Annotated in this window: 14 protein-coding genes; 6 read left to right on the top strand and 8 right to left on the bottom strand. The window is 41.8% G+C overall.

What is annotated here, in order from left to right; genetic code table 11:
- Positions 1-217: 217 nt before the first annotated feature.
- The gene (locus F8S12_RS09265) at positions 218-6202 is read left to right on the top strand and encodes a hybrid sensor histidine kinase/response regulator (RefSeq protein ID WP_196516007.1); all 5985 of its coding nucleotides are present in this window, start codon (positions 218-220) and stop codon (positions 6200-6202) included.
- The gene (locus F8S12_RS09260; protein WP_196516006.1) at positions 6202-7752 is read left to right on the top strand and encodes a hybrid sensor histidine kinase/response regulator; all 1551 of its coding nucleotides are present in this window, start codon (positions 6202-6204) and stop codon (positions 7750-7752) included. The genes F8S12_RS09265 and F8S12_RS09260 overlap by 1 nt, the downstream gene beginning before the upstream one ends.
- Before the next feature lie 73 nt (positions 7753-7825).
- On the opposite strand, the gene F8S12_RS09255 is transcribed toward F8S12_RS09260, so the two are convergent.
- Together F8S12_RS09255 and F8S12_RS09250 are read right to left on the bottom strand one after the other, a co-directional pair.
- A complete protein-coding gene (locus F8S12_RS09255) occupies positions 7826-8761 on the bottom strand; it encodes an SGNH/GDSL hydrolase family protein (protein WP_230967904.1) in 936 nt (311 codons plus the stop codon).
- A gap of 55 nt (positions 8762-8816) precedes the next feature.
- Positions 8817-9275, bottom strand: coding sequence for a hypothetical protein (locus tag F8S12_RS09250; RefSeq protein ID WP_196516004.1), 459 nt, complete (start codon positions 9273-9275; stop codon positions 8817-8819).
- 27 nt (positions 9276-9302) lie between these two features.
- On the opposite strand from F8S12_RS09250, the gene F8S12_RS09245 reads away from it, so the two are divergent.
- The 3 genes from F8S12_RS09245 to F8S12_RS09235 all read left to right on the top strand — a co-directional run bounded on the left by F8S12_RS09245 (position 9303) and on the right by F8S12_RS09235 (position 12878).
- Positions 9303-9443 carry a hypothetical protein gene (locus tag F8S12_RS09245; RefSeq protein ID WP_196516003.1) on the top strand — a complete coding sequence of 47 codons (141 nt, stop codon included), beginning with the start codon at positions 9303-9305 and terminating at the stop codon, positions 9441-9443.
- 175 nt (positions 9444-9618) lie between these two features.
- Positions 9619-12534 carry a glycerol-3-phosphate acyltransferase gene (locus F8S12_RS09240; protein ID WP_196516002.1) on the top strand — a complete coding sequence of 972 codons (2916 nt, stop codon included), beginning with the start codon at positions 9619-9621 and terminating at the stop codon, positions 12532-12534.
- A complete protein-coding gene (locus F8S12_RS09235; protein ID WP_196516001.1) occupies positions 12531-12878 on the top strand; it encodes a cupin domain-containing protein in 348 nt (115 codons plus the stop codon). Before F8S12_RS09240 ends, F8S12_RS09235 begins: the two co-directional genes overlap by 4 nt.
- Positions 12879-13115: 237 nt before the next feature.
- On the opposite strand, the gene argC is transcribed toward F8S12_RS09235, so the two are convergent.
- From argC to F8S12_RS09220, 3 genes are all read right to left on the bottom strand, one after another.
- Positions 13116-14087 (bottom strand): N-acetyl-gamma-glutamyl-phosphate reductase, encoded by a 972-nt coding sequence (gene argC / locus F8S12_RS09230; RefSeq protein ID WP_196516000.1) that lies wholly within the window; start codon positions 14085-14087, stop codon positions 13116-13118.
- An 85-nt stretch (positions 14088-14172) separates the two neighbouring features.
- Entirely contained in the window at positions 14173-14775 is a 603-nt protein-coding gene (locus F8S12_RS09225; RefSeq protein WP_196515999.1) for a hypothetical protein, read from the bottom strand.
- A gap of 129 nt (positions 14776-14904) precedes the next feature.
- Positions 14905-16197 (bottom strand): hypothetical protein, encoded by a 1293-nt coding sequence (locus F8S12_RS09220; RefSeq protein ID WP_196515998.1) that lies wholly within the window; start codon positions 16195-16197, stop codon positions 14905-14907.
- A gap of 979 nt (positions 16198-17176) precedes the next feature.
- On the opposite strand from F8S12_RS09220, the gene F8S12_RS09215 reads away from it, so the two are divergent.
- A complete protein-coding gene (locus F8S12_RS09215) occupies positions 17177-17434 on the top strand; it encodes a hypothetical protein (protein ID WP_196515997.1) in 258 nt (85 codons plus the stop codon).
- Positions 17435-17831: 397 nt separating this feature from the next.
- Here the strand turns inward: F8S12_RS09215 and egtD are convergent, their stop codons facing one another.
- The 3 genes from egtD to egtC form a co-directional block, all read right to left on the bottom strand.
- Positions 17832-18866, bottom strand: a complete 1035-nt coding sequence (gene egtD / locus F8S12_RS09210; RefSeq protein ID WP_196515996.1) for an L-histidine N(alpha)-methyltransferase — start codon at positions 18864-18866, stop codon at positions 17832-17834.
- 328 nt (positions 18867-19194) lie between these two features.
- Positions 19195-20547: an ergothioneine biosynthesis protein EgtB gene (gene egtB, locus F8S12_RS09205; RefSeq protein WP_196515995.1), complete on the bottom strand. Its 1353-nt coding sequence runs from the start codon at positions 20545-20547 to the stop codon at positions 19195-19197.
- Positions 20522-21310, bottom strand: a complete 789-nt coding sequence (gene egtC, locus F8S12_RS09200; RefSeq protein ID WP_196515994.1) for an ergothioneine biosynthesis protein EgtC — start codon at positions 21308-21310, stop codon at positions 20522-20524. Before egtC ends, egtB begins: the two co-directional genes overlap by 26 nt.
- Positions 21311-21569 lie beyond the last annotated feature (259 nt).

Here is a 21569-nt window from a genome sequence, read left to right as displayed (position 1 = left end):
CGTAGCGTCAGTTTCAGACGGGGTTTAAATCCCCGTCTGAAAATGTCTTTAATTACGAATTACGAATTACGAATTACGAATTATTTAATTAGCATTGTGGAATTTTGTTGCTGGCTGGGAATGCTAAATAAAGCACCTCATTGTCCTTTTTTTTGACAGTGGTGGATACTGCCTATTAGCTTCATGCCCAGTTCACCCTAGCACTCAGTCCTAGAAAATGATCCCTGTCCTTCCCGGTTACAACTTTATTGAAGCTCTACATGAAGGTGTCAATACCGTTATTTATCGTGCTTCCAAGCAGTCGGATCAAACCTTTGTGATCGTTAAAGCCCTCAAAGCAGAGTATCCCAGTCTCGAAGAACTAACCCGACTAAGACATGAATATAAAATGTCGAACATCATAGTAGATATAGAAGGAATTGTCAAGTCTTTAGCTTTAGAAAATCATCATAACGGCCTAGCTCTAATTTTGGCAGACTTTGGGGGAGAATCTCTAAAAAAGTATACTAGCGATCGCCAATTGTCATTAACCGAATTTCTAAAAATAGCCATTCAGCTAGCATCCACTCTCACACAACTGCATCAAGCCAAGATTATTCATAAAGATATTAAACCTGACAATATCGTCATCAACCCAGAAACCGGGCAAGTTAAAATTATCGACTTCAGCATTGCATCGCGTTTAGAAAAAGAAAATCAAAGCATCAGCAATCCCAATTTAATCGAAGGGACTCTCGCCTATATGTCACCGGAGCAAACCGGACGAATGAATCGGTCAATTGACTACCGTACCGACTTCTATTCTTTAGGCGTTACCTTTTATGAAATGCTGACAGGTTCGCTGCCCTTTAATGCCGCTGACCCTCTGGAATTTGTTCATTGCCATATTGCAAAAATACCAATAACGCCTCAAGAGTTCAATCCCAAAATTCCTTCAGCGGTTTCTGATATTGTCATGAAATTGTTAGCTAAAACTGCTGAAGATAGATATCAAAGCTCTCTCGGACTAAAAGCCGATTTAGAAACCTGTCTGACTCAGTTGCAGACGAATGGCGAGATTTCCCACTTTATTGTCGGTCAACTAGATTCATACAGCCAATTTTCCATCCCGCAAAAACTCTACGGACGGGAAATAGAGGTTGCTACTTTGTTAGAAGCATTCGATCGCGTCAGTTCTGGTAGTACAGAAATGATGCTAGTTTCTGGTTACTCAGGCATCGGTAAATCTTGCTTAGTTTACGAAGTTCACAAACCGATTGTGCGCCAGCGCGGTTATTTTATCTCCGGTAAATTTGACCAGTTCAAGCGGAATATTCCTTTTGCTTCTCTAATTCAAGCATTCCAAGATTTGATGCGGCAATTGCTAACAGAAACCGATGACCAAATAGCTGTTTGGAAATCAAAATTAATAGATGCCCTCGGCTCCAATGCTCAAGTGATTATAGACGTTATTCCCGAATTAGAAGGGATTATTAGCCCGCAGCTAGCAGTTCCTCAATTAGGGTCATCAGAATCACAAAACCGATTTAATCGGGTGTTTCAACAATTCATTCATGTATTTAGTCAACCCGAACATCCGCTAGTTTTGTTTCTGGATGACTTGCAGTGGGCAGATTCAGCTTCCCTCAAGCTTATCCAGTTAATTATGACCGACCCGGATAGCCAATATCTATTGCTAATTGGTGCATATCGAGATAACGAAGTAAATGCCACTCATCCCTTGATTCAGACCTTGGAGGAGATTCAAAATACTGGTGCGGTCGTCAATAACATTATCCTCCAGCTTTTGGATATCGCTCATGTCAACCAGTTAGTAGCCGATACTCTTCGTAGTGAGATTTTAAAGATAAAGCCGCTAGCTGAGTTAGTTTTTAGAAAAACCCAAGGCAACCCCTTTTTCTTAACCCAATTACTCAAATCTCTTTATCAAGATAATTTGTTATCCTTTGACTTTGATCGCGGTTTTTGGCAATGGAATATTGAGTTTCTTCAGGGAATTAATATAACTGATAATGTTGTTGAATTGATGGTCAGCCAAATTCAAAAGTTGTCTGAAAAAACACAGAATGTATTAAAGTTTGCCGCCTGCATTGGAGACAAATTTACTTTAGATATGTTGGCGATTATTAATAAAACATCTCAGTCAGAAACAGCAGCAGATTTGTGGGAAGCTCTGCAATCAGGTTTGGTTCTACCCCTCAATAATTCCTACAAAACACCGCTTGTTTTTGACTCAGAACAAATGGAGACTGAGAACAGGCGATCGCCCATTAACCAGCCCCCATCACCCATCACCTATAAGTTCTTACATGACCGGGTGCAGCAAGCATCTTATTCTCTCATTCCAGATGATCAGAAAAAACAGACTCACCTAGAAATCGGTGAATTACTACTAATACATACCTCGGAAACGGACATTGAAGAAAACATTTTTGAAATTGTCAACCAACTGAATGTTGGTGCTGAATTTATCACCCAACAGCCTCAAAAAGATAGACTGGCTCAACTCAATCTTATAGCTGGACAGAAAGCAAAAGCAGCAACAGCGTATGAATCATCTGTTAAATATTTAAATGTAGGTTTAGAACTTCTTGCAGCAGATAGTTGGCAGCGTCAGTATGACATGACACTTAATCTCTATGTAAAAACAGCAGCAGTAGAATTCCTCAATACTAATTTCGAGAGAGCAGAAATGCTTTCTGATGTAGTTTTGTCACAGGCAAAAACCCTACTCGATCGAGTCCAGGTGTACGAGACAAAAATGCAGTTTTATATTGCTAAAAACCAAATGCAAGCTGCGTTAAATACCGGACTGCAAGTGCTAAAAATGCTAGGGTTGCCTTTATCAGAAACCCCCCGGACAAGATTGACTAGATTGAATTTAGGAGGGAAACGAATTGAGGATTTAACAGAATTGCCAGAAATGACTGATGTTTATAAATTAGCCGCACTGCGAGTCTTGAGCAATCTGATTCCTCCGGTTTATATTGCAGCTCCCGAACTTTATCCCCAGGTCGTTTTTAAAATGACCAATCTCTGTCTCAAATATGGGAACTCTCCACTGTCAGCTTATACGTATGCACTTTATGGAGTGCTCCTATGTGGCGCTTTTGAAGACATGGATTCTGGTTATCAATTCGGTCAGCTAGGCTTAAAGCTGTTAAATCAATTCAATGCTAAGGAAATGACGGCGAAAATATATGAAACATTTAATTATTTTATCAGGCATTGGAAAGAACCAGCTATTAATACTATAGAACCGTTAATTGAGGGTGTCCAAAGAGGGCTAGAAACAGGAGATTTAGAATATGCTTCTTATTCGGCTTGTTTTTATTGTACGCATCTGTTTTTTATCGGTGAAAATCTAGAAATAGCTCTCCAGAAACAGGCACATTATATTGCTTTGATGCAAAGAACCAAACAAGAATTTCAAATTATTTATGCTCAGATAGTCCGACAGACAGGCTTGAATTTAATTAAAAAAACGGCGGAGCCATATCGATTAATTGGCGAAAGTTTTGATGAAAATAAAATGTTGCCAATTCTGATAAATAGCAATAATTCTATGGCTATTTATCCGATCTATGTTTCTAAACTAATTCTGGGTTATTTATTTAAAAATTACGATCGCGCTGCTGAGAATGCCTTGCTGGCAGAAAAATACGAACAAGGTGGACTAGGGTTGATGTACAAAGCCGAACACAAGTTCTACTCCTCTCTGACTCTCCTAGCTTTGTATCCCAGTGCATCAAAAAGCGATGCCTACGGCGGCAAGCTACGCCAACAATATTTCAGTCAAGTGGTAGCACAGCAGAAAAAAATGAAGCAATGGGCGTTGCATTCTCCTGCGAACTATCAGCATAAATACGATCTAGTGGAAGCAGAAAAGGCGCGAGTATTGCAACAAGATGCCAAAGCGATCGCATTTTACGATCGAGCAATAACTGGAGCCAAAGAACATGGATATATTCAGGAAGAAGCCCTAGCCTTGGAATTAGCAGCAGAGTTTTATTTTGCTTGTGGGAGAGAGAAAGTTGCTAATACCTATCTCAACGATGCCTACTATGGATATGGTTGCTGGGGAGCGAAGGCAAAAGTCAAAGACTTGGAAAAAAGATATCCCCAACTATTTCGGATATCAAAGCGAGAAACCGTCAGTACAAACGCGACTCGGATGATAAGCTCTACGGGTGAAAATGCTTCAGACTCGCTGGATTTAGCCACAGTTATGAAAGCATCTCAAGCTCTTTCTGGAGAAATAGTTTTGGGCAAGTTGCTCGCTAAATTAATGACAATTGTACTAGAGAATGCTGGCGCTCAAACAGGCTACTTAATTTTAGAAAAATCAGGAGAACTGCTAATAGAAGCATCAGGAGCAGTAGACAAAAACGATGTAACTGTGCTACAAGAAATTCCAGTATCAACCAGTCAGCAGCTACCAATTTCACTGATTAACTATGTAGCCCGAACTAAAGAAAATGTTGTCCTCAGTAATGCAACTCGTGAAGGAACATTTACCACAGATACATACATCGCCACCCATCAACCCAAATCGGTTTTATGTACACCGCTCATCCATCAAGGAAAACTTACTGGCATCCTTTATTTAGAAAATAATCTCACCATTGGTGCATTTACATCAGATCGCTTAGAAGTATTACAACTGTTATCTTCTCAAGCGGCAATTTCCATTGAAAATGCTCGTCTTTATAAAGACTTGAAATTAGCCAACACTAACTTAGAAGCCAAAGTCCAAGAGCGAACTTTAGAGTTACAGGAAAAAAATGTGCATCTGCAAAAAGCAGAAGAAACTGCACAATCTGCCAACCGCGCTAAAAGCGATTTTCTCGCTAATATGAGCCATGAACTGAGAACACCACTTAATGGCATTTTGGGTTATGCCCAAATCCTTAAACGAGACAAAAGTTTAACTAACTCACAAAAAGATGGTGTGAATATTATTCATCAGTGTGGCGACCATCTCTTGAACCTGATCAATGACATTTTAGACCTCTCTAAAATTGAAGCGAGAAAAATGGAACTCCACCCTACGGATTTTCATTTTACAGATTTTCTCGAAGGCATTGCCGAAATCTGCCGCATCCGCGCCGAACAAAAAGGTATTTGCTTAATTTTTGAACAGATTACCCAACTTCCTACAGGTGTTAAGGCTGATGAAAAACGGTTGCGGCAAGCTTTGATTAACTTACTGGGTAATGCCGTTAAGTTTACGGAAACCGGAGGCGTAGCTTTCAAAGTCGGCTATCACGAAGGTAAAATTCGGTTTCAGGTGGAAGATACAGGAGTTGGCATGGCACCAGAGCAATTAGAAGAGATATTTTTGCCGTTCCAACAGGTAGGAGATCACGATCGCAAAGCGGAAGGAACGGGATTAGGACTGGCAATTACCCGCCAATTAATTCAGATGATGGGTGGCGAAATTCAGGTGAAGAGTACCTTAGACAAAGGAAGCATTTTCTTCTTTGATTTAGATTTGCCTGAAGCTTCTCAATACGCTGATGTGGTCAAAAAAGAGCAACGAAATATTCAAGGTTTTAAAGGCTATAAGCGGAAACTTATCGTGGCAGATGATAGAGCAGAAAATCGCTCAATTTTGGTTAAGATGCTGTTGCCTTTAGGATTTGAAATTATGGAAGCAATAGATGGTCAAGATTGTCTCAATAAGGCATCTGAATCGAATCCCGATTGTATTTTAATGGACTTGATGATGCCTCAAATGAATGGCTTAGAAGCTACTCGTCGCATCAGGCGATCGCCTAAACTAAAAAATGTGATCGTAATTGGTACTTCTGCCAGCGTTTTTGATTTCGATCTCAACAAAAGTAAAGAGGCAGGTTGCAATGATTTTCTACCTAAACCAATCAGGATCACAGAGCTTTTAGAAAAGTTACAGATTCACCTAGAATTGGAATGGTTTTATGAAGAGGGTGAAACTCAAGTATGTAAAGGTAATCAAGAAGAAAATTCTCATCAATCATTGGTAGCTCCCCCGGCAGAGGAAATTACGGCTCTGTTGAATTTAGCAATGAAAGGCGATCTCAAAGGTATTGTGGAGCGAGTTACTCACTTGGAAGAATTGGATGTTAAATATACACCTTTTTCTTTAGAATTGCGTCAATTGGCTAAAGGTTTTCAAGTTAAAAAAATTCGTGAAATTCTAAAAAATACAGGAGTAAATTAATGAGTATTTCAACCGTGGAAAATGGCATTATTTTAATCGTTGATGACAACCCGACAAATTTAGGAGTGTTATTCGATTTCTTGACTGATTCTGGCTTTCAAGTGTTGGTGGCGCAGGATGGTGAGGATGCAATTGAGCAGGTACAATATGCTCTTCCCGATCTGATTTTGTTAGATGTACTCATGCCCGGTATAGATGGGTTTGAAACTTGCCAGCAGTTGAAATCTAAAGAATCAACTAAAGACATTCCCGTGATTTTTATGACGGCGCTTTCTGAGACAGTGGATAAAGTCAAAGGCTTAAATCTTGGGGCGGTGGATTACATCACTAAGCCGCTTCAGCATGAAGAGGTTTTAGCCCGTGTCAAAGTCCATTTAAGCATCCGAAATTTGACTAAGAAACTGCAAGAGCAAAATGTACGTCTGGAGCAGGAGATTCAAGAGCGAACTAAGGCAGAGAACGCACTTTTAAAACTGACATCTGAGTTAGAAGAACGGGTGAAAGAAAGGACGGCTGCACTTTTTGAATCTAATCAGCTGCTGCAACAGGAAATCCAAGAGCGCATTTGTACAGAGCAAGCATTGCAGGAATCAGAAGCCCGCTATCGAGAACAAGCCAATCAGTTAGAACTTGCCTTTCGCCAACTTCAAGAAACTCAAAGCCACCTGGTTCATAGTGAAAAAATGTCCAGTCTGGGGCAATTGGTGGCGGGTGTTGCTCATGAAATTAATAATCCCGTCAACTTCATCTATGGGAATCTGGCTCACGCCTATCAATACACTCAAGATTTGCTCGACCTCTTGAACCTCTATGCCAAGTGCACTTCTTCACCGCTACCTGAAATTCAGAAGCGGACTGAGGCGATAGATTTAGAATTTCTGAGTGAAGACTTGCCGAAATTGCTGAGTTCGATGAAGGTTGGGGCTGACCGCATCCGCGAAATTATTCAGTCATTACGGATTTTTTCCCGCGTGGATGAAGCCCAAATGAAGCCAGTGGATATTCACGCTGGGTTAGATAGCACATTGCTGATTTTGCACAATCGCTTCAAAGCCAGCTCTAACCAATTAGGTATTCAACTCGTTAAAGAGTATGGCGATCTACCGCTTGTAGAGTGTTATGCAGGACAACTCAACCAAGTGTTTATGAATATATTGGCGAATGCAATTGATGCTTTAGAGGAGTTTGACAAAGAGCGATCGCCCCAGGAGATTTACTTTTGCCGCAGCACGATTTGGATTCGCACTGAAGTAACTGACAATGAGTTTGTGGCTATTAGGATTAAGGATACTGGCCCCGGTATGACAGAGGAAATACGCGATCGCCTATTTGACCCCTTCTTTACCACAAAACCTGTAGGTAGAGGCACGGGTTTAGGCTTGTCGATTAGCCAGCAAATTGTTGTTTCCAAACATGGTGGTCAGATAATCTGTATTTCAGCACCAGGGCAGGGAACAGAGTTTATAATTAAAATTCCGATACGATCGCCCTCTCTCGAATTGGCTTTAGCGACACCGTGTCCAAACGAGAAATTATCTACTAATACCTAAAACCTATATTAAACAAAGATTTCAGTAATCATTTTTTCCTTCACCCGCAATTGACCACAGAGTTATTCTGTGGTTAATTCCCCAAAACTTCCAAAAGCGATCGCTCCATAACTTCACTGACAAATTTATTGCCTTGCAAGTTGAGGTGAATGTGATCGTGAAACAAACTTTGCGGGTTGGTGGTTGAATTGAATATCGGTAAAAAATCTATATAGTTAATTTGCTGCGCTTTGCTAAACTCGCTCAAGCGCTGGCGGGCTTTAATTTCGTAATCGCGGGGGCCTGGTTCACCAACTTCTCGTAGTAAGGGAGTCATGACTAGCAAAAATTGGCTGTTGGTTTGACGAGTTAGCGCTTGAATTTTACCGATCGCCTCCAGATTAATGCCAACGCGATCGCCTGATTCATTATGCACTGCCTTCATTTCGGGAATTGGCTTTTGCTTAACGATATAGCGCTGCCACACTTCCACTAATGCCAAGACAGGTTTGCTCTCTGGATAGTTGCGATCGCGTCCTATCGGTAAAGAGGTGGGAGCAGTAGCAAACAAATCATCGGTATTAATTAGTAATACTATTACCTGCGCGTTGAAATTGCTAAACTTTTCTAAATAAGCTAATTCGTTCCTTGGTCCCCAAGAATTCGCTGAAGCATTTAGTACTTCTATTTCCTGATAATTACTGTTAATGGATGATGCCAGAGAACTCATCATCAAGCTGGATATTGTATTAACCTGATCTGTCCACCAGCCGCCATTAGCAATAGAATCACCTAACAGTAAGACTCGCAATTGAGAAGGTGAAAGCGTCTTTTTTATCGGACTACCTCTCATAGAATGCTCATTAATTTCAATGCGATTACCAAAACGACGGGTACGTTGGTTAGGAGCCAACAAATAACCAATCTGCTCATCGCCAATGTAAATTAGGGGATTACCAAAACCAAAGAGCGATCGCAGTCCTATTTCTAACACCACAAATAATCCCACAACCACAGCCAAAATTACCATCAGGGTCACTTTCACCTACTCACACCCTCTTATACTGAGTTGCTTTTCAACGATATTAACTGAGGTATGGGGGATTGGACACGGGGCAGAGTTTTATATGCCCCTTGTTTACGAATACGAGTATCAAAGACTCATTAACGAAGTTCAGAGCTTCATTCACGAGTATCAAAGGCTCGTTAACGAAGTTCCGAGCTTCATTCACGAGTATCAAAGACTCGTTAACGAAGTTCCGAGCTTCATTCACGAGTATCAAAGACTCGTTAACGAAGTTCCGAGCTTCATTCACGAGTATCAAAGACTCGTTAACGAAGTTTTGAGCTTCATTCACGAGTATCAAAGACTCGTTAACGAAGTTCCGAGCTTCATTCACGAGTATCAAAGACTCATTGTCGCATTCTAAAATATATCTCCTCTGCCCCCATGCCCAATTCCCAATGCTTAAACAAAATAATATTAGGAATTTAACATCATCCGCAAATAGAAGGACTACAATCAAAGCGGATAAATGTTTCATCCTGCAATAGAGGAGGATTACAAAGCTGTGTCCGACTTAAATCGAGGAATTATGAAATTTGAAGGTGCAGATTCCCCAAAAGCAGTCACTATCTCTACCGTGTTGCTTCTGGGATCGATCGCTGCTCTGATAATCTGGGCGCTGCAAGCTGCCTATGCGCTAAACTAAAATCATTAGTAGCCTGAAGGACACTTGGCAAAAACGGTTTCCGTCGTAGCCAAGTGTCCATTAAGCAACTAGTAAACAGAAGCGCCCTGATAACCATCAAAAATTTCAGAAAAACTTTAGATTTGAGATTTGAGGTTTTAGATGGAAAATTTAAATCTAAAATCCAAAATCCAGAATGTTTGAACATTGGGGTGTCTTAGTTATTTTAATTGTCTGCCCCCTCTTGGGCGGATTACCCCTGATTGCATGGATTACTTACGCCCTCAAGCGGAAGCAACTATCGCAAGTTGGTACAGGAAACATTAGTGTCTCAGCTGCCTTTTATCACGGCGGTAAATTTGTCGGAATTCTGGCGGTTTTATCAGAAGCTTTCAAAGGATTTGCGGCAATCTTACTCAGCCGCGTTTTCTTTCCAGCTAATTCGTCTTGGGAACTGATTGCCCTTATTGCTCTAGTAATCGGTAGATACTGGATAGGCAAAGGGGCAGGTACGACAAATGTTGTCTGGGGATTTGTCCTACATGATCCACTGGTGGCAATATTTGTGTCTTTCTTTGCAGGCATTAGTTTTACAATTCTGCAATCAAAACAGGTAGTTAAATTTGGGGTTTTGCTTCTCTTTCCTCTATTTGTGGCGCTTCTGCACATTAGCGATATCCCTAGAATGCTTGCTGCTGTTGCCTTAGCTGGTTTAATGGGCTGGATTTATACAAAAATTCCTGATGATATGAACCTGCCAGCCCAAGATGCACAAACAGAATCGCAAGCGATGTTAGAATTTTTACGCGGCGATGTCTACGACGGGCTACGCCAACGCGCGATGGTTTCTCTAGATGAAGAGTTGGATGCTGCCATAGTTGGAGAAAAGGCGGCGACATTATCCCAAATCAAGCGCTGGGGCTATCCAGTTCCGAAGGGGTGGGTACTCGCCACAATCGATGATCCTGAACTGTTGACAGAATTTCTCCAGCCATCAGAATTATCTCCTTTAGTGGTGCGCTCCTCTGCAATTGGAGAAGATTCAGAACACTCTTCTGCTGCTGGGCAGTATGAAACAGTTTTAAATGTTACTAGCCCACAGGCATTGCAAGAAGCGATCGCTCAAGTTAAAGCTTCCTACAATCATCCATCTGCCGTCCAATATCGGCGCGATCGCGGCTTAACTGACTCAGCAATGGCTGTGTTGATTCAACAACAAGTCCAGAGTGTCTATTCTGGCGTAGCTTTCAGCCGCGATCCCATTACCCAACAAGGTGATGCGATCATCATCGAAGCCCTTCCAGGCAGCGCCACGCAAGTGGTTTCGGGAAAATTTACACCAGAACAATATCGCGCTTTTGTCCTGGAAACAGAAAATTCTTCCTCTGTCCAATTAGAGGGTGAAGGACGAGTCCCCCAAGCATTAATCAAGCAAGTTGCATACTTAGCCTATCGACTCGAAAAACGCTATCATGGCACTCCTCAAGATATAGAGTGGAGTTATGATGGTCAAACCCTCTGGGTGTTGCAATCTCGACCGATTACCACTCTGCTGCCCATTTGGACACGCAAAATTGCCGCCGAAGTTATTCCCGGCGTAATTCACCCCTTAACATGGTCGATTAATCGTCCCTTAACTTGTGGAGTTTGGGGAGAATTCTTTACTTTAGTTTTAGGCGATCGCGCTTTGGGGTTAGATTTCACCGAAACAGCTACTCTGCATTATTCTAGAGCGTATTTTAATGCATCCCTCTTAGGAAGTATTTTTCTCCGCATGGGACTGCCGTCGGAAAGTCTGGAATTTTTAACTAGAGGAGCTAAATTAAGTAAGCCGTCTTGGGAGTCAACCTGGGAAAATTTGCCCGGACTAGCAAGGTTGCTGGGGCGGGAATTAAGTTTAGAAAAGGACTTCAAGCGAGATTATCACAAACGATTCATTCCTGGCTTGTCGCAGTTGGCGCAGGCAGATATGGATAACTTGGAACCATCCAAGCTGTTGGTAAGAATTGACTTTATCTTAGAGTTACTGCGTCAAGGGACGTATTACAGCATATTAGCTCCCTTGAGTGCTGCTCTGCGGCAGGCGATTTTTCGAGTCAAGGATGAGCAAATTGATAATAGCGTTACCCCAGAGGTAGCGGCATTGCGATCGCTCAGTGCAATAGCTACAGATGCCAAGCAGGTATTGCTTGCCTTTGAGCCACAGAAGGTGTTTGAGCAGTTAAAGCAAACCCCAGAGGGAGAAAAGATCCTGCAAGCATTTAACGAATTGCTTCAGGATTACGGCTATTTAAGTGAAGTGGGAACTGATATTTCCGTTCCCACTTGGCGGGAAAATCCCCAAATGATCAAGCAGATGTTTGTGCAGTTAATGCAGGGTAACGAACCACAAGCAGGCGCTAAAGACGCGATTAATAGCATCTTGGCTGGTAGGCGCAAACGTGGATTTGTGCAACGACGTGTGGATATCAAAGGACGAGTTACCGAAGTTTATTCCCGGCTTTTGGCTGAATTGCGTTGGAGTTTTGTGGCTTTAGAGAAGATTTGGTTAAAGTCCGGCTTACTCAAGAAAACAGGAGATATCTTTTTTCTAAACTTTGATGAAGTGCGGCGTTTAGTTGGGGGTGGAGATTCTAAGTTAATTGAGCAGTTGGATGAGTTAGTGGAATTGAGGCGATCGCAATTCGTGCAAGATAGCGAATTCATTCAAATACCCCTTTTAGTCTACGGCAATACACCCCCTCACCCCTTAGCTCCCTCTGCCCTCTACTCTGACCAAATCTTACAAGGCATTGGAGCCAGTCAGGGACAAGCCGAAGGTAGGGTGAAGGTGTTGCGAAATTTACAAGACGTGCCAGATATTGACCGCGATACAATTTTAGTAGTGCCTTACACAGATTCCGGCTGGGCACCCTTGTTATTAAGGGCTGGAGGATTAATAGCCGAAGTTGGTGGACGGCTTTCTCACGGTGCGATCGTTGCTCGTGAGTATGGGATTCCCGCTGTGATGGATGTTCGAGGTGCTACATGGCTCCTGCAAGATGGTCAACGAGTAAGAATTGATGGGTCTAGGGGTATTGTGGAATTATCTAACGATTTAAGACCCGAATGATTATTACTTCTCTGAAAAACTTGCCAGAAGAGTCTGTTTCTCACAATCCCGAAATCAAAAAGAAGGTAATGCTACGCTTTGGCGATTTGCCTCACTTGACTAACTTTTCACAAGCACATTTTGCTCCCGGACAAACCGCACCAGCACACGCGCATCAAGATATGTGTGAAGTATTCTTTGTAGAAGCTGGTTCGGGAGTAATTCACATTGATGGTAAAGAATACCCCCTGCTTCCGGGAAACTGCGTAGCCATAGAACCAGGAGAAGTACACGAAGTTGTTAATAGTGGCTCAACTGAGCTTGTTTTGACATACTTTGGTTTGCGAGTCGAAAAATCAGCATAATTATCAGTTAGCAAGAAGAAACAAAGCTTGTTTTTTGCCTCTTTTAACTTTTATGACCAAAGAATTGGGATACAAGCCCCGTCCTTTTAGGACGGCTTTTGTTATATGATATGGAAGAAATCGCCATAGGGCATTGGGAGACTATAAACGGACATGGAGGGAAGGTCAGACTGGTGGTTCGCCAGCACATCCCATCGAAGTGTCAAGAATCACCGCTCCTCCAGGACGGTGAGTATGTCAAAAGCCCAACTCTTCTGGAAAACCCAGCATGATGTTTAGGTTTTGAATTGCGGCTCCAGATGCGCCCTTGCCCAGATTGTCAAGACGAGCAACTAGCAACACTTCTTTGGTAGCGTCATTGGCAAATACAAAAACCTGAACAAAGTTGGTGCCATTCATTGCGATCGCATCCAGAAATATTCCGTCTCTCAAAAGAGTAGAATCTTGAAATGGAGCAACCTGCACAAACGTTTCACCTTGGTAGTAGTCAGCAACTGCTTGATAAATGACCTCACCTGATGGTGGATTATCCAAAGTCCCCAACGGCAAAGGCACCTGTACCAGCATTCCCTGCTCAAAATCTCCCACAGATGGAACAAATAACGGCGGCGATTCTAACCCCGAATACTGATGCATTTCCTTAACGTGCTTATGCCCAAACTGTAAACCGTAGATGCCATAGGGATAGAGTGACTCTGCTCCAGCTTGCTGTTCGTGGAAGGTATGGTACTGCTTAATCAGATTCTTTCCGCCACCAGAGTAACCTGACACTGCATTAACAGTAATCGGAAAGTTGCTCTTAAGGAGTCCCTTGGCAATTAACGGACGGATACAAGCCAAAAATCCCGTAGGATAACAGCCTGGATTGCTGACAAACTGGGCGCTGGCGATTTCCTTTCGCTGCCCTGGATTGAGTTCAGGGAAGCCATATACCCAGCCCTTTGCTGTGCGATGGGCACTACTAGCATCAAGGATTTTAACCGTAGTACTACTGACTAAGCTAACAGCTTCGCGGGCTGCGTCATCAGGCAGGCAAAGAATGACAACATCGACAGCATTAATCAGTTTGGCTCGCTCAGTTGCATCCCGACGTTTAGATGCTTCAATGCTAACTAACTCAATGTCATCCCGTTGGTTGAGGCGCGAGTAAATGTGTAAGCCTGTGGTTCCCGATTCCCCATCAATGAAAATCTTCGGTTTAGTAGTCATGCGCTTCTTTCAACTGATTAATACGATCTCTGGTAAATGAATTATAGAAGTAGGAGTTATTTTAATGATCAATTTTTGAATGAAATTAGCCTGCTTTCACCATCCACACCAAAAAGCTCAGAATTGGTTCAATAGGAGGAAGAGGATAATCCATCAAATCAATTGTGACTGTTTGTCCCTCTAGCTTGAGAAATCGCCATTGTGTTCCACTGGTTACAGTACCGTAAACTGCTGTTAAGGGTTGAACTCTTGCTTGATTGAATCGCTGTGCAGCTACCATTTCTGCAATGCATTGTCCGAGTCCAGATTTTAAATCTGATTTTTTTGCCTCAACAATGACAATTGCAGGTGCTTCTACTGTTAATTGTTCAGGTGAACGACAAAGGAGGAAGTCACATACACCGTTGAGTCCAATACTCGCATCAACGTTAAACTCTTCCCCTGAAAACACGCTGATTGAGGAATTAAGGATACGTCGTACTTCCAGCACTACAGGATTAATAATTACCTCTGAACGAGCTTTTTCTGTATCTACTGCGATCGCCCACGGTAAATCCTCTAAAATACCTTGTAGTCTGTAACTTGGAGTAATAGGTTCAATGGAGTCGGGGAAAAAGCGGACTCCTTCCACAGTACTCAGGTGAAAATTTTGTTTCACTTTGTCAATGGTGAATTGACTGTAAGGCATGATAAATAACTCTGTTCAATTTTGAATTTTGTTAGCGAGTCCGCCTACTCCTACGGAGAAGCAAGCTACGCTTTTAGCGTCTCGTAGAGAGCGTCATTACGAATTACGAATTACGAATTACGAATTATTCTAACGGATGCCATCATTATCAATAGCGCTGTAGCTGTCGCTGGGGAAAAGCCCTAACCAAGGGTCAGAACTAGGAGTTAAAAATAATTGGGCGTATACTTGCTCATTGAGCGCTTCCACACTTCTTGTTTGCTTACCCTGCGTGAACCATTGATGAATCTGGCTGTGCAGCATATATTCATTTCTGACTGTATCTAAAGCCATTGTGGCTTCAAATTTTCTCACTATTATCGGTAAATTATCTTCCTGAGTGTTTGCAGACTGAGACTTTTTAGCTCTGATCAAAGAAATGCTATTCTGATCTAGCTTGGCATCACCAGTATAGAGTTGAGCGATTTTGTTCCAAACTTCCTGGTCGGTAATTTCAGTTAAGGCGTTTTGATTCCGTTCAGCATCAGACTGGAGAGCAGTTAGCATTGGCCTTTCGACTATCATCTTAGAAACTGCCAGAGAGCTTGCTATTTCTGCTGTAGGTGGTTGACTGGGATTGCTGGGAAGTTCCACCAACTTAGGAGGAGACTGAATACCCAGACGGGATAAATCTGCAATCCATTGGGCTTGGATAGAATTCAGGCGATCGCTGTGGTATTTTCTTAAATAAGCCTCGCGATCGCTTGGTGTAAGTTTGCTGTAATTTTTTACTGCTACTTCAGCCTGCTGTAGCTGACGCAAAAACGCTTTAGGACTATATAACCCTGGAATTGCATCGATTGGACGACCCGATCCATCCAATATATAATGAATACTATTACCTGTAAGCGTTCGCTCTAACTTGCGTCCGTCGCCAAAATCAATTGTTACCTTAGGTACAGAACGCACTGATTGCCAATGCAAAATGAAGCGGTCTTGCAACAGTTTAGAAATCTCAACATTCGGATACAGCGCTACCCGAAAAAACCTACTATTAGCACAACTCAAATCTTGATCTAACCTGCCCAGCAACCGCAGAGATAGAATGGGTTTACCACTAGTTCTAGCAGCAGCCTTGGCTTGTTCTATATCAGTGTACCAGTACAGACGAGAGGCGTAACAGTCCCGTTGTTGGCATAATTCGTCTAAAGCTATCCGAAGTGCAGGGGAAGGTATAACTGTACCTGAAGAATCAGTATTTAGCTTATTAGCATGGGATTTGAGAAATACCTGTAACCCGCTTGGCCCCTGTTTCCGAAGCACAGAAACTTCCTGAGATAGCTTGGAGATTTCAGCTATGGAAGTTTGAGCATCAGCTGTCTGCAAGAGACTGAGACTGACTAGCATAAGTGCGAAGGGATATTTGAAGATTCTAAATTTCATATATTTATAGGAAAATAGGGGGTGCAGTATCGCCGTCACTAACTAGAGAGGTCTAGTCTAACTTGTAATAACCAATAACTGCTCTGAAAGTTTCTGGTGAGGATGCTAAAACTTAAAATATCGACATAGATCAAAACAATTCTTGTTTAATTCTTGGCTAGCTCGTGTAATGGTAGCGGGATGCCGTTTTAGAGTATCTACAGCTAAACTTATATAGCAATCCTGTTTGAATTGTGAAAATCATCCAATCAAGAATTTCATGAATCATTGAGGATTTCTATTAAAGATTTACATATTTTTTGTTTTAGTTACTTAAATATACTAACCAATAGCTTATTTGCTAAAAATCAGGTTTTTCAAAAACTTCAGTAATATTTCTCTTTTAATAACAACTTAAATAGAACTAAATTATTAATAGTACTGCTGGTTTAGTTAATGACAAAACGTCAAGTATTCCAGATGTATCTATTTCCGAACTCTCTATTAAGGCCAATTCAGTAATTCTATAATCACCGTTCTCCTTTTAGGAAACGGGAATTTAGCTTCCCCTGATATCAAGTCTGGATAATTAGTTATTCTGACTAAAGTCATCACACTCGATTCTTTAATCCCCTCCCTACACACTATTAGGCAAGACAAAGCTACTCTCTGGCTCTTGGGGTTTAATCAGCAATCAAGCAAAGATGATATTACCTTGCATGAAAGGTGACTGGGGGTAGGTTTTTGTTAGTGAATCGATGTACTAAGCTGCATTTAAATATGAAGAATACGTTAGTAGTCTATTCATGTAAAAATCGCTGCAATCAGGTTTTATTTGAGAGCGTAATGATTTATCTGGGAAAATCGCGGTTTTATTTTAAACTGCGAATCAACACAACTTCTTTAAGCTTTGAATGTTTATTAACCAATTTGAATAATCACCATGCAACAATATATTTGTAATCTGCTAGTACTAGTATTAGGAACGAGTTCGATTTTCATGGTTACTCCATCTCAAGCTCAAACTACTGACCAATCCAACAGTCAAAATACTAATAATGTTAGCTCCACATCTTCAAATTCACCTTCCGCTACCCAATTGAGTGATTTTGCCGATTCTACTAATAACAAACCACCTATCCTCCCAGAGGCAGCTAATAACTCTTCTGCTGCTAATGCCAATATAACTGCAACTAAGCCTCAGCCACGGATTCCCATATTCAGCAGAATTTTTCCCATAACTTCGATGCAGCAATAATCATAGGCTCAAAGTTTAGTTTACTCGTTTGCCCTAATAGGGAGGTGAATTAACATATTATATACATGATATGCAACTTTAACTAGTGAAAATACTACCATAGCAAGAGAGAACAATTGGAATCTCTCTTGCTGAGTAGAACGAATATCATCAATATATATATAAGGCATACTCTGATTTGCGGCGTTGCATAAATACGGGATGATTTTATGGATTTTTCTTTGCGCCTTTGCGCGGCAGTCGCTACAACGGGGAGGCAGCGCGGTCTTCTCCCAAGGGGAGAGGCTAGCGCCAAGGGGGTTTCCCCCATGAGTGACTGCCGTGGGAACCCCCGCAACGCGCTGCCTTGCCTTTGCGTGAGATATTCATCCCTTAATTCAGCAACGCCTGATTTGCTTTATGCTTGCAGCTGACAGAGCAATAAACCAAACCACTGATTTGGATCTGTCCACACATGAAGAGGTAATAAACCCTGTGCGGTGAGTTGTTGCTTGATAGCATTGAGGTCAAATTTGCGAGAAATTTCGGTGAGGATAGTTTCACCTAGTGCAAAATCAACTTTGAGGTTAAGAGCGCGTAATTCGACAATTTGCGATCGCAGACTGCGTAAATGCATCTCTATTTGATGCTCACTTTCATTGTAAAACGCCCAGTGTTCAAACTGCGTGGTGTCAAAATTTCCCTCAAATCGCTGATTTAAATGCTCCAGCATATTAAGGTTAAATGCTGCTGTCACTCCCTGGCTGTCATTATAAGCTGGTTCCAAAATCTGTTTCGGCTTTCGTAAATCTATTCCCAACAAGAAATACTCACCCACTTGCAGGGCTTCTGTAATTTCACTAAATAAAATATCACACTCATTAGGTGTAAGATTACCTAAAGTGCTACCAATAAAACAAATCATCCTGCTGGGTAATTGCCTTGCTAGGAGTTGTGCAAGGGCTAATTCATAGGTTCCCGCCAGTGCGTAAACTTGTAGTGAAGGGTAATCTCGTAGTAACTGCTTGGCGCTACTTTCCAATATGCCTGTAGACACATCAATTGGTAAGTAGTGCAGGGGATAGCCTCGCTGCTGGTAGGCATCTAGTAAAATGCGCGTTTTGCTAGAACTGCCACTGCCAAGTTCTACCAATTCACAAGCGCCAGTTATCTTGGCAATTTCGTCAGCACACTGTTGTAAAATCGTTGTTTCTGTGCGTGTGAGATAATATTCTGGTAAATCACAAATTTGCTCAAAAAGCTCAGAACCACGGTCATCATAAAAGTAACACGGGGGTAAAGATTTAGGTATTTGAGTTAATCCCTTAACCACATCACTCCCAGCGCTAAGTGTAACTACTTCGGTTGCTTTTACCAAACGCTGTATCTGCAAGCGTTTTTCAATACTGTTTTGAGAAGTAACATTGCTGTTAAAAGCTTTAGATATCGACATTTAACCTCCGTATTGTTGGCATAATAGATTACCTTTAATAGCAGACCTTTACCCCAATCAGTGAAACACATAGCCATAGCCAATAAAATCATGCCTGAGCCATATTACTCAAGCTTTAAAGCTATTTTTAGGAATTATTGCATTAAAATGACAGCAAGTAAGTAAGTAGGTGAGAATAAATCAAAGTAGATTAAGTAATGTAAAAATCTTGAGATGAGTTCGTAGAGAGGGCTTCAGCCCTCAAATTAGGACTAAAGTCCTTACTACAAACATTGAATTATTCACGCCGCTCTATTTAAGCACCTAAGTGCTATTACTAACCCGTTATTTAATCAGCTGCACAGCGAAACCCTGCAAAAATCTGGCGCACACCCGGATGATACCAATTGCGAAAACTAGAACGCAGTATCCAAGGAGGAGTTGCCCAACTACCGCCTTTTAAAACGCGGTGTTTCTCGCCAAAATAAACTTGTGAGTAACCTGTGTAAGGGTAACTTTGGAACCCGTTGTAGCCATTAAACCAGGAAGCCGTCCACTCCCAGACATTGCCGAGAGTATCATCCAAACCATAGGCACTTCGCCCAGTAGGGTAGGCATTTACTGCTGTTGTCTTGCCAATTAAGCGATCGCAATTACAACGTTGAGTGGTTAATTCTTCATCTCCCCAAGGATAGGTGCGATGATGATTAACTTGTGCGTCCCAACTGACTGCTTTTTCCCACTCGGCTTCTGTAGGTAGCCGCTTACCCACAAACCGCGAGTATGCCTCGGCCTCATACCAACTAACACCGCAAACCGGGTGATTATCCCAACTGCGATTGTCGCACCAGTAAAGTGGTTGTGTCACTGACTCCGTTTGTAACCATTGCCACCCAGATTGTGACCACCAACGAGAATTTTGGTAGCCTCCCGCCTCCATAAATACGCGATACTGTTCACAAGTCACGGGGTAACGATCAATCAAATAAGTATCTAAATATACTTTATGGGCAAAGCGTTCGTTATCTAGTGCCTTAATTGAGTCGCTCCCCTGCTCAAATTCGCCTGCTGGGATTTGAATCATTTCGAGAGGGAGAATTCGGCACTCTTGACTCTTGAGCGCCAGTTCAACGCCACTCCCTTCAACGGATAGCGCAGCGTTAGCGAGTAATCGAGCATCGGGAACCTCCAGACAGGGGTGGCTCCTCAACGCGGGGAAAATACGCACATGACTGACTTTCCTTGACTCTTGACTTTTCACCAATTCCAACACGAAGCTACTAATTTCGCAGTGCTGGCTTTCGTGCTGAATCAAAAAGCGCCAGAGACGTTCTTGTTGCTCAATATCAACTACTTCTAAGTATTCGAGAACTTTTTCTCTAACTGTGTCTACGTAATAACGGATTTCCTCTAGGTTTGGTAATTTAACGCGCTCTGATTTGGGTAAACCATCAGCTGCAAATAGCTTACTATATTGCGGGAACAAACAACGGCTACCTGCACAGCGTTCTAGCAACCATAAAGACTCGATATAGGCAATATGCCCCAAGTGCCAACCAACAGGGCTAAAGTCAGGATGAGGCTGACTACAGAATGTGGCTTCTTCTATATCTTGGAACAGTGCAAAAGTTTTCAGGCGACATTCATAGAAATCCTGAAAAATAGACTCTTTCACACTATATTTGCTCAATTCGGATATCACAGTTTGCTCCCACACTAATGATGCTATTTTCTGGGCAAGTAATCCAATTACCTATAAATAAAGGTTCGGATGCAATTATTACAGATTTTGGGAAAGTCGGATCATCTCGTATCCAGTAAAGAGATGGAGGCGGTGAAGTGGTAGCAAAACGAGAGGCTATCAGGCGATGTCCGTCACTAAAGATTACATTGAGTGAGGCTTCTACTTGATAGCTTTTTGCCATCTCTAAAAGCGTTAATAATGTAGTGCGTAAAGCATACTCTGGAGGTCGATGTTTATTAATTTTACTTTGTGAAAGTAACAATGCAAAAATATGTTCGGAATCAGTACTGCCATTAATTTTTTCGTAAAAATCTTGAGTTAAAATGCTGCGGATTTTTCTGTATAATGTTTTACGAAAATTTTCGATTCGTCCATTGTGAATAAATAACTGTTGTTGATGGTTAAAGGGCTGACAATTAGCAAAATCTACGGCTTCGCCTGGTGTAGCACTGCGGACATAAGCAAGTACACACTTTGATTCAACGTAACGGCTGAGATTGGGTAAATTTATATCATTCCAAATAGGTAGGGTATTTTTGTAGATAAAAGGGTCAGTATCTTTTTGGCTATGATACCAACCCACACCAAAGCCATCTGCATTTACTACCCCAGAGGTCATTTCGCGGGGTTGATAACTCTGGACTATCAACGAATGTTCTGGTTTATACAGAAGATGTTCCAGGGAAATAGGCGAACCGAGGTAGGCAAGTAAACGGCACATGATTAAAGTATTTGTTTCCAATAGCTTTATAGAATAAGCTTTTTTGCTGAGAATTAGCTGATTTTTTGATAAATTTGCGATATTATCGTTAGCGAATGCTGTCCTATTGACCTCTTCTCCATCATTACATCTTGATTACTACTCTTAGGGTTAAGAAGTACGCCCGATAATATTGCAAAGTGAAATACTTACTCTTTTTAGGTTGAAGTTTACGCTGGAGTAATACCAAAAAATATTATATATTGGTATTATACAGGAG

This window comes from Nostoc sp. WHI (assembly GCF_015714725.1).
GTDB lineage: Bacteria > Cyanobacteriota > Cyanobacteriia > Cyanobacteriales > Nostocaceae > Nostoc.
This window is presented reverse-complemented; position numbering and strand designations above follow the sequence as displayed.

Coding starts and splice junctions, on each gene's coding strand:
- F8S12_RS09265 (WP_196516007.1), top strand. CDS start 218: ATGATCCCTGTCCTTCCCGGTTACAACTTTATTGAAGCTCTACATGAA.
- F8S12_RS09260 (WP_196516006.1), top strand. CDS start 6,202: ATGAGTATTTCAACCGTGGAAAATGGCATTATTTTAATCGTTGATGAC.
- F8S12_RS09255 (WP_230967904.1), bottom strand. CDS start 8,761: ATGGTAATTTTGGCTGTGGTTGTGGGATTATTTGTGGTGTTAGAAATA.
- F8S12_RS09250 (WP_196516004.1), bottom strand. CDS start 9,275: ATGAAACATTTATCCGCTTTGATTGTAGTCCTTCTATTTGCGGATGAT.
- F8S12_RS09240 (WP_196516002.1), top strand. CDS start 9,619: ATGTTTGAACATTGGGGTGTCTTAGTTATTTTAATTGTCTGCCCCCTC.
- F8S12_RS09235 (WP_196516001.1), top strand. CDS start 12,531: ATGATTATTACTTCTCTGAAAAACTTGCCAGAAGAGTCTGTTTCTCAC.
- argC (WP_196516000.1), bottom strand. CDS start 14,087: ATGACTACTAAACCGAAGATTTTCATTGATGGGGAATCGGGAACCACA.
- F8S12_RS09225 (WP_196515999.1), bottom strand. CDS start 14,775: ATGCCTTACAGTCAATTCACCATTGACAAAGTGAAACAAAATTTTCAC.
- F8S12_RS09220 (WP_196515998.1), bottom strand. CDS start 16,197: ATGAAATTTAGAATCTTCAAATATCCCTTCGCACTTATGCTAGTCAGT.
- F8S12_RS09215 (WP_196515997.1), top strand. CDS start 17,177: ATGGTTACTCCATCTCAAGCTCAAACTACTGACCAATCCAACAGTCAA.
- egtD (WP_196515996.1), bottom strand. CDS start 18,866: ATGTCGATATCTAAAGCTTTTAACAGCAATGTTACTTCTCAAAACAGT.
- egtC (WP_196515994.1), bottom strand. CDS start 21,310: ATGTGCCGTTTACTTGCCTACCTCGGTTCGCCTATTTCCCTGGAACAT.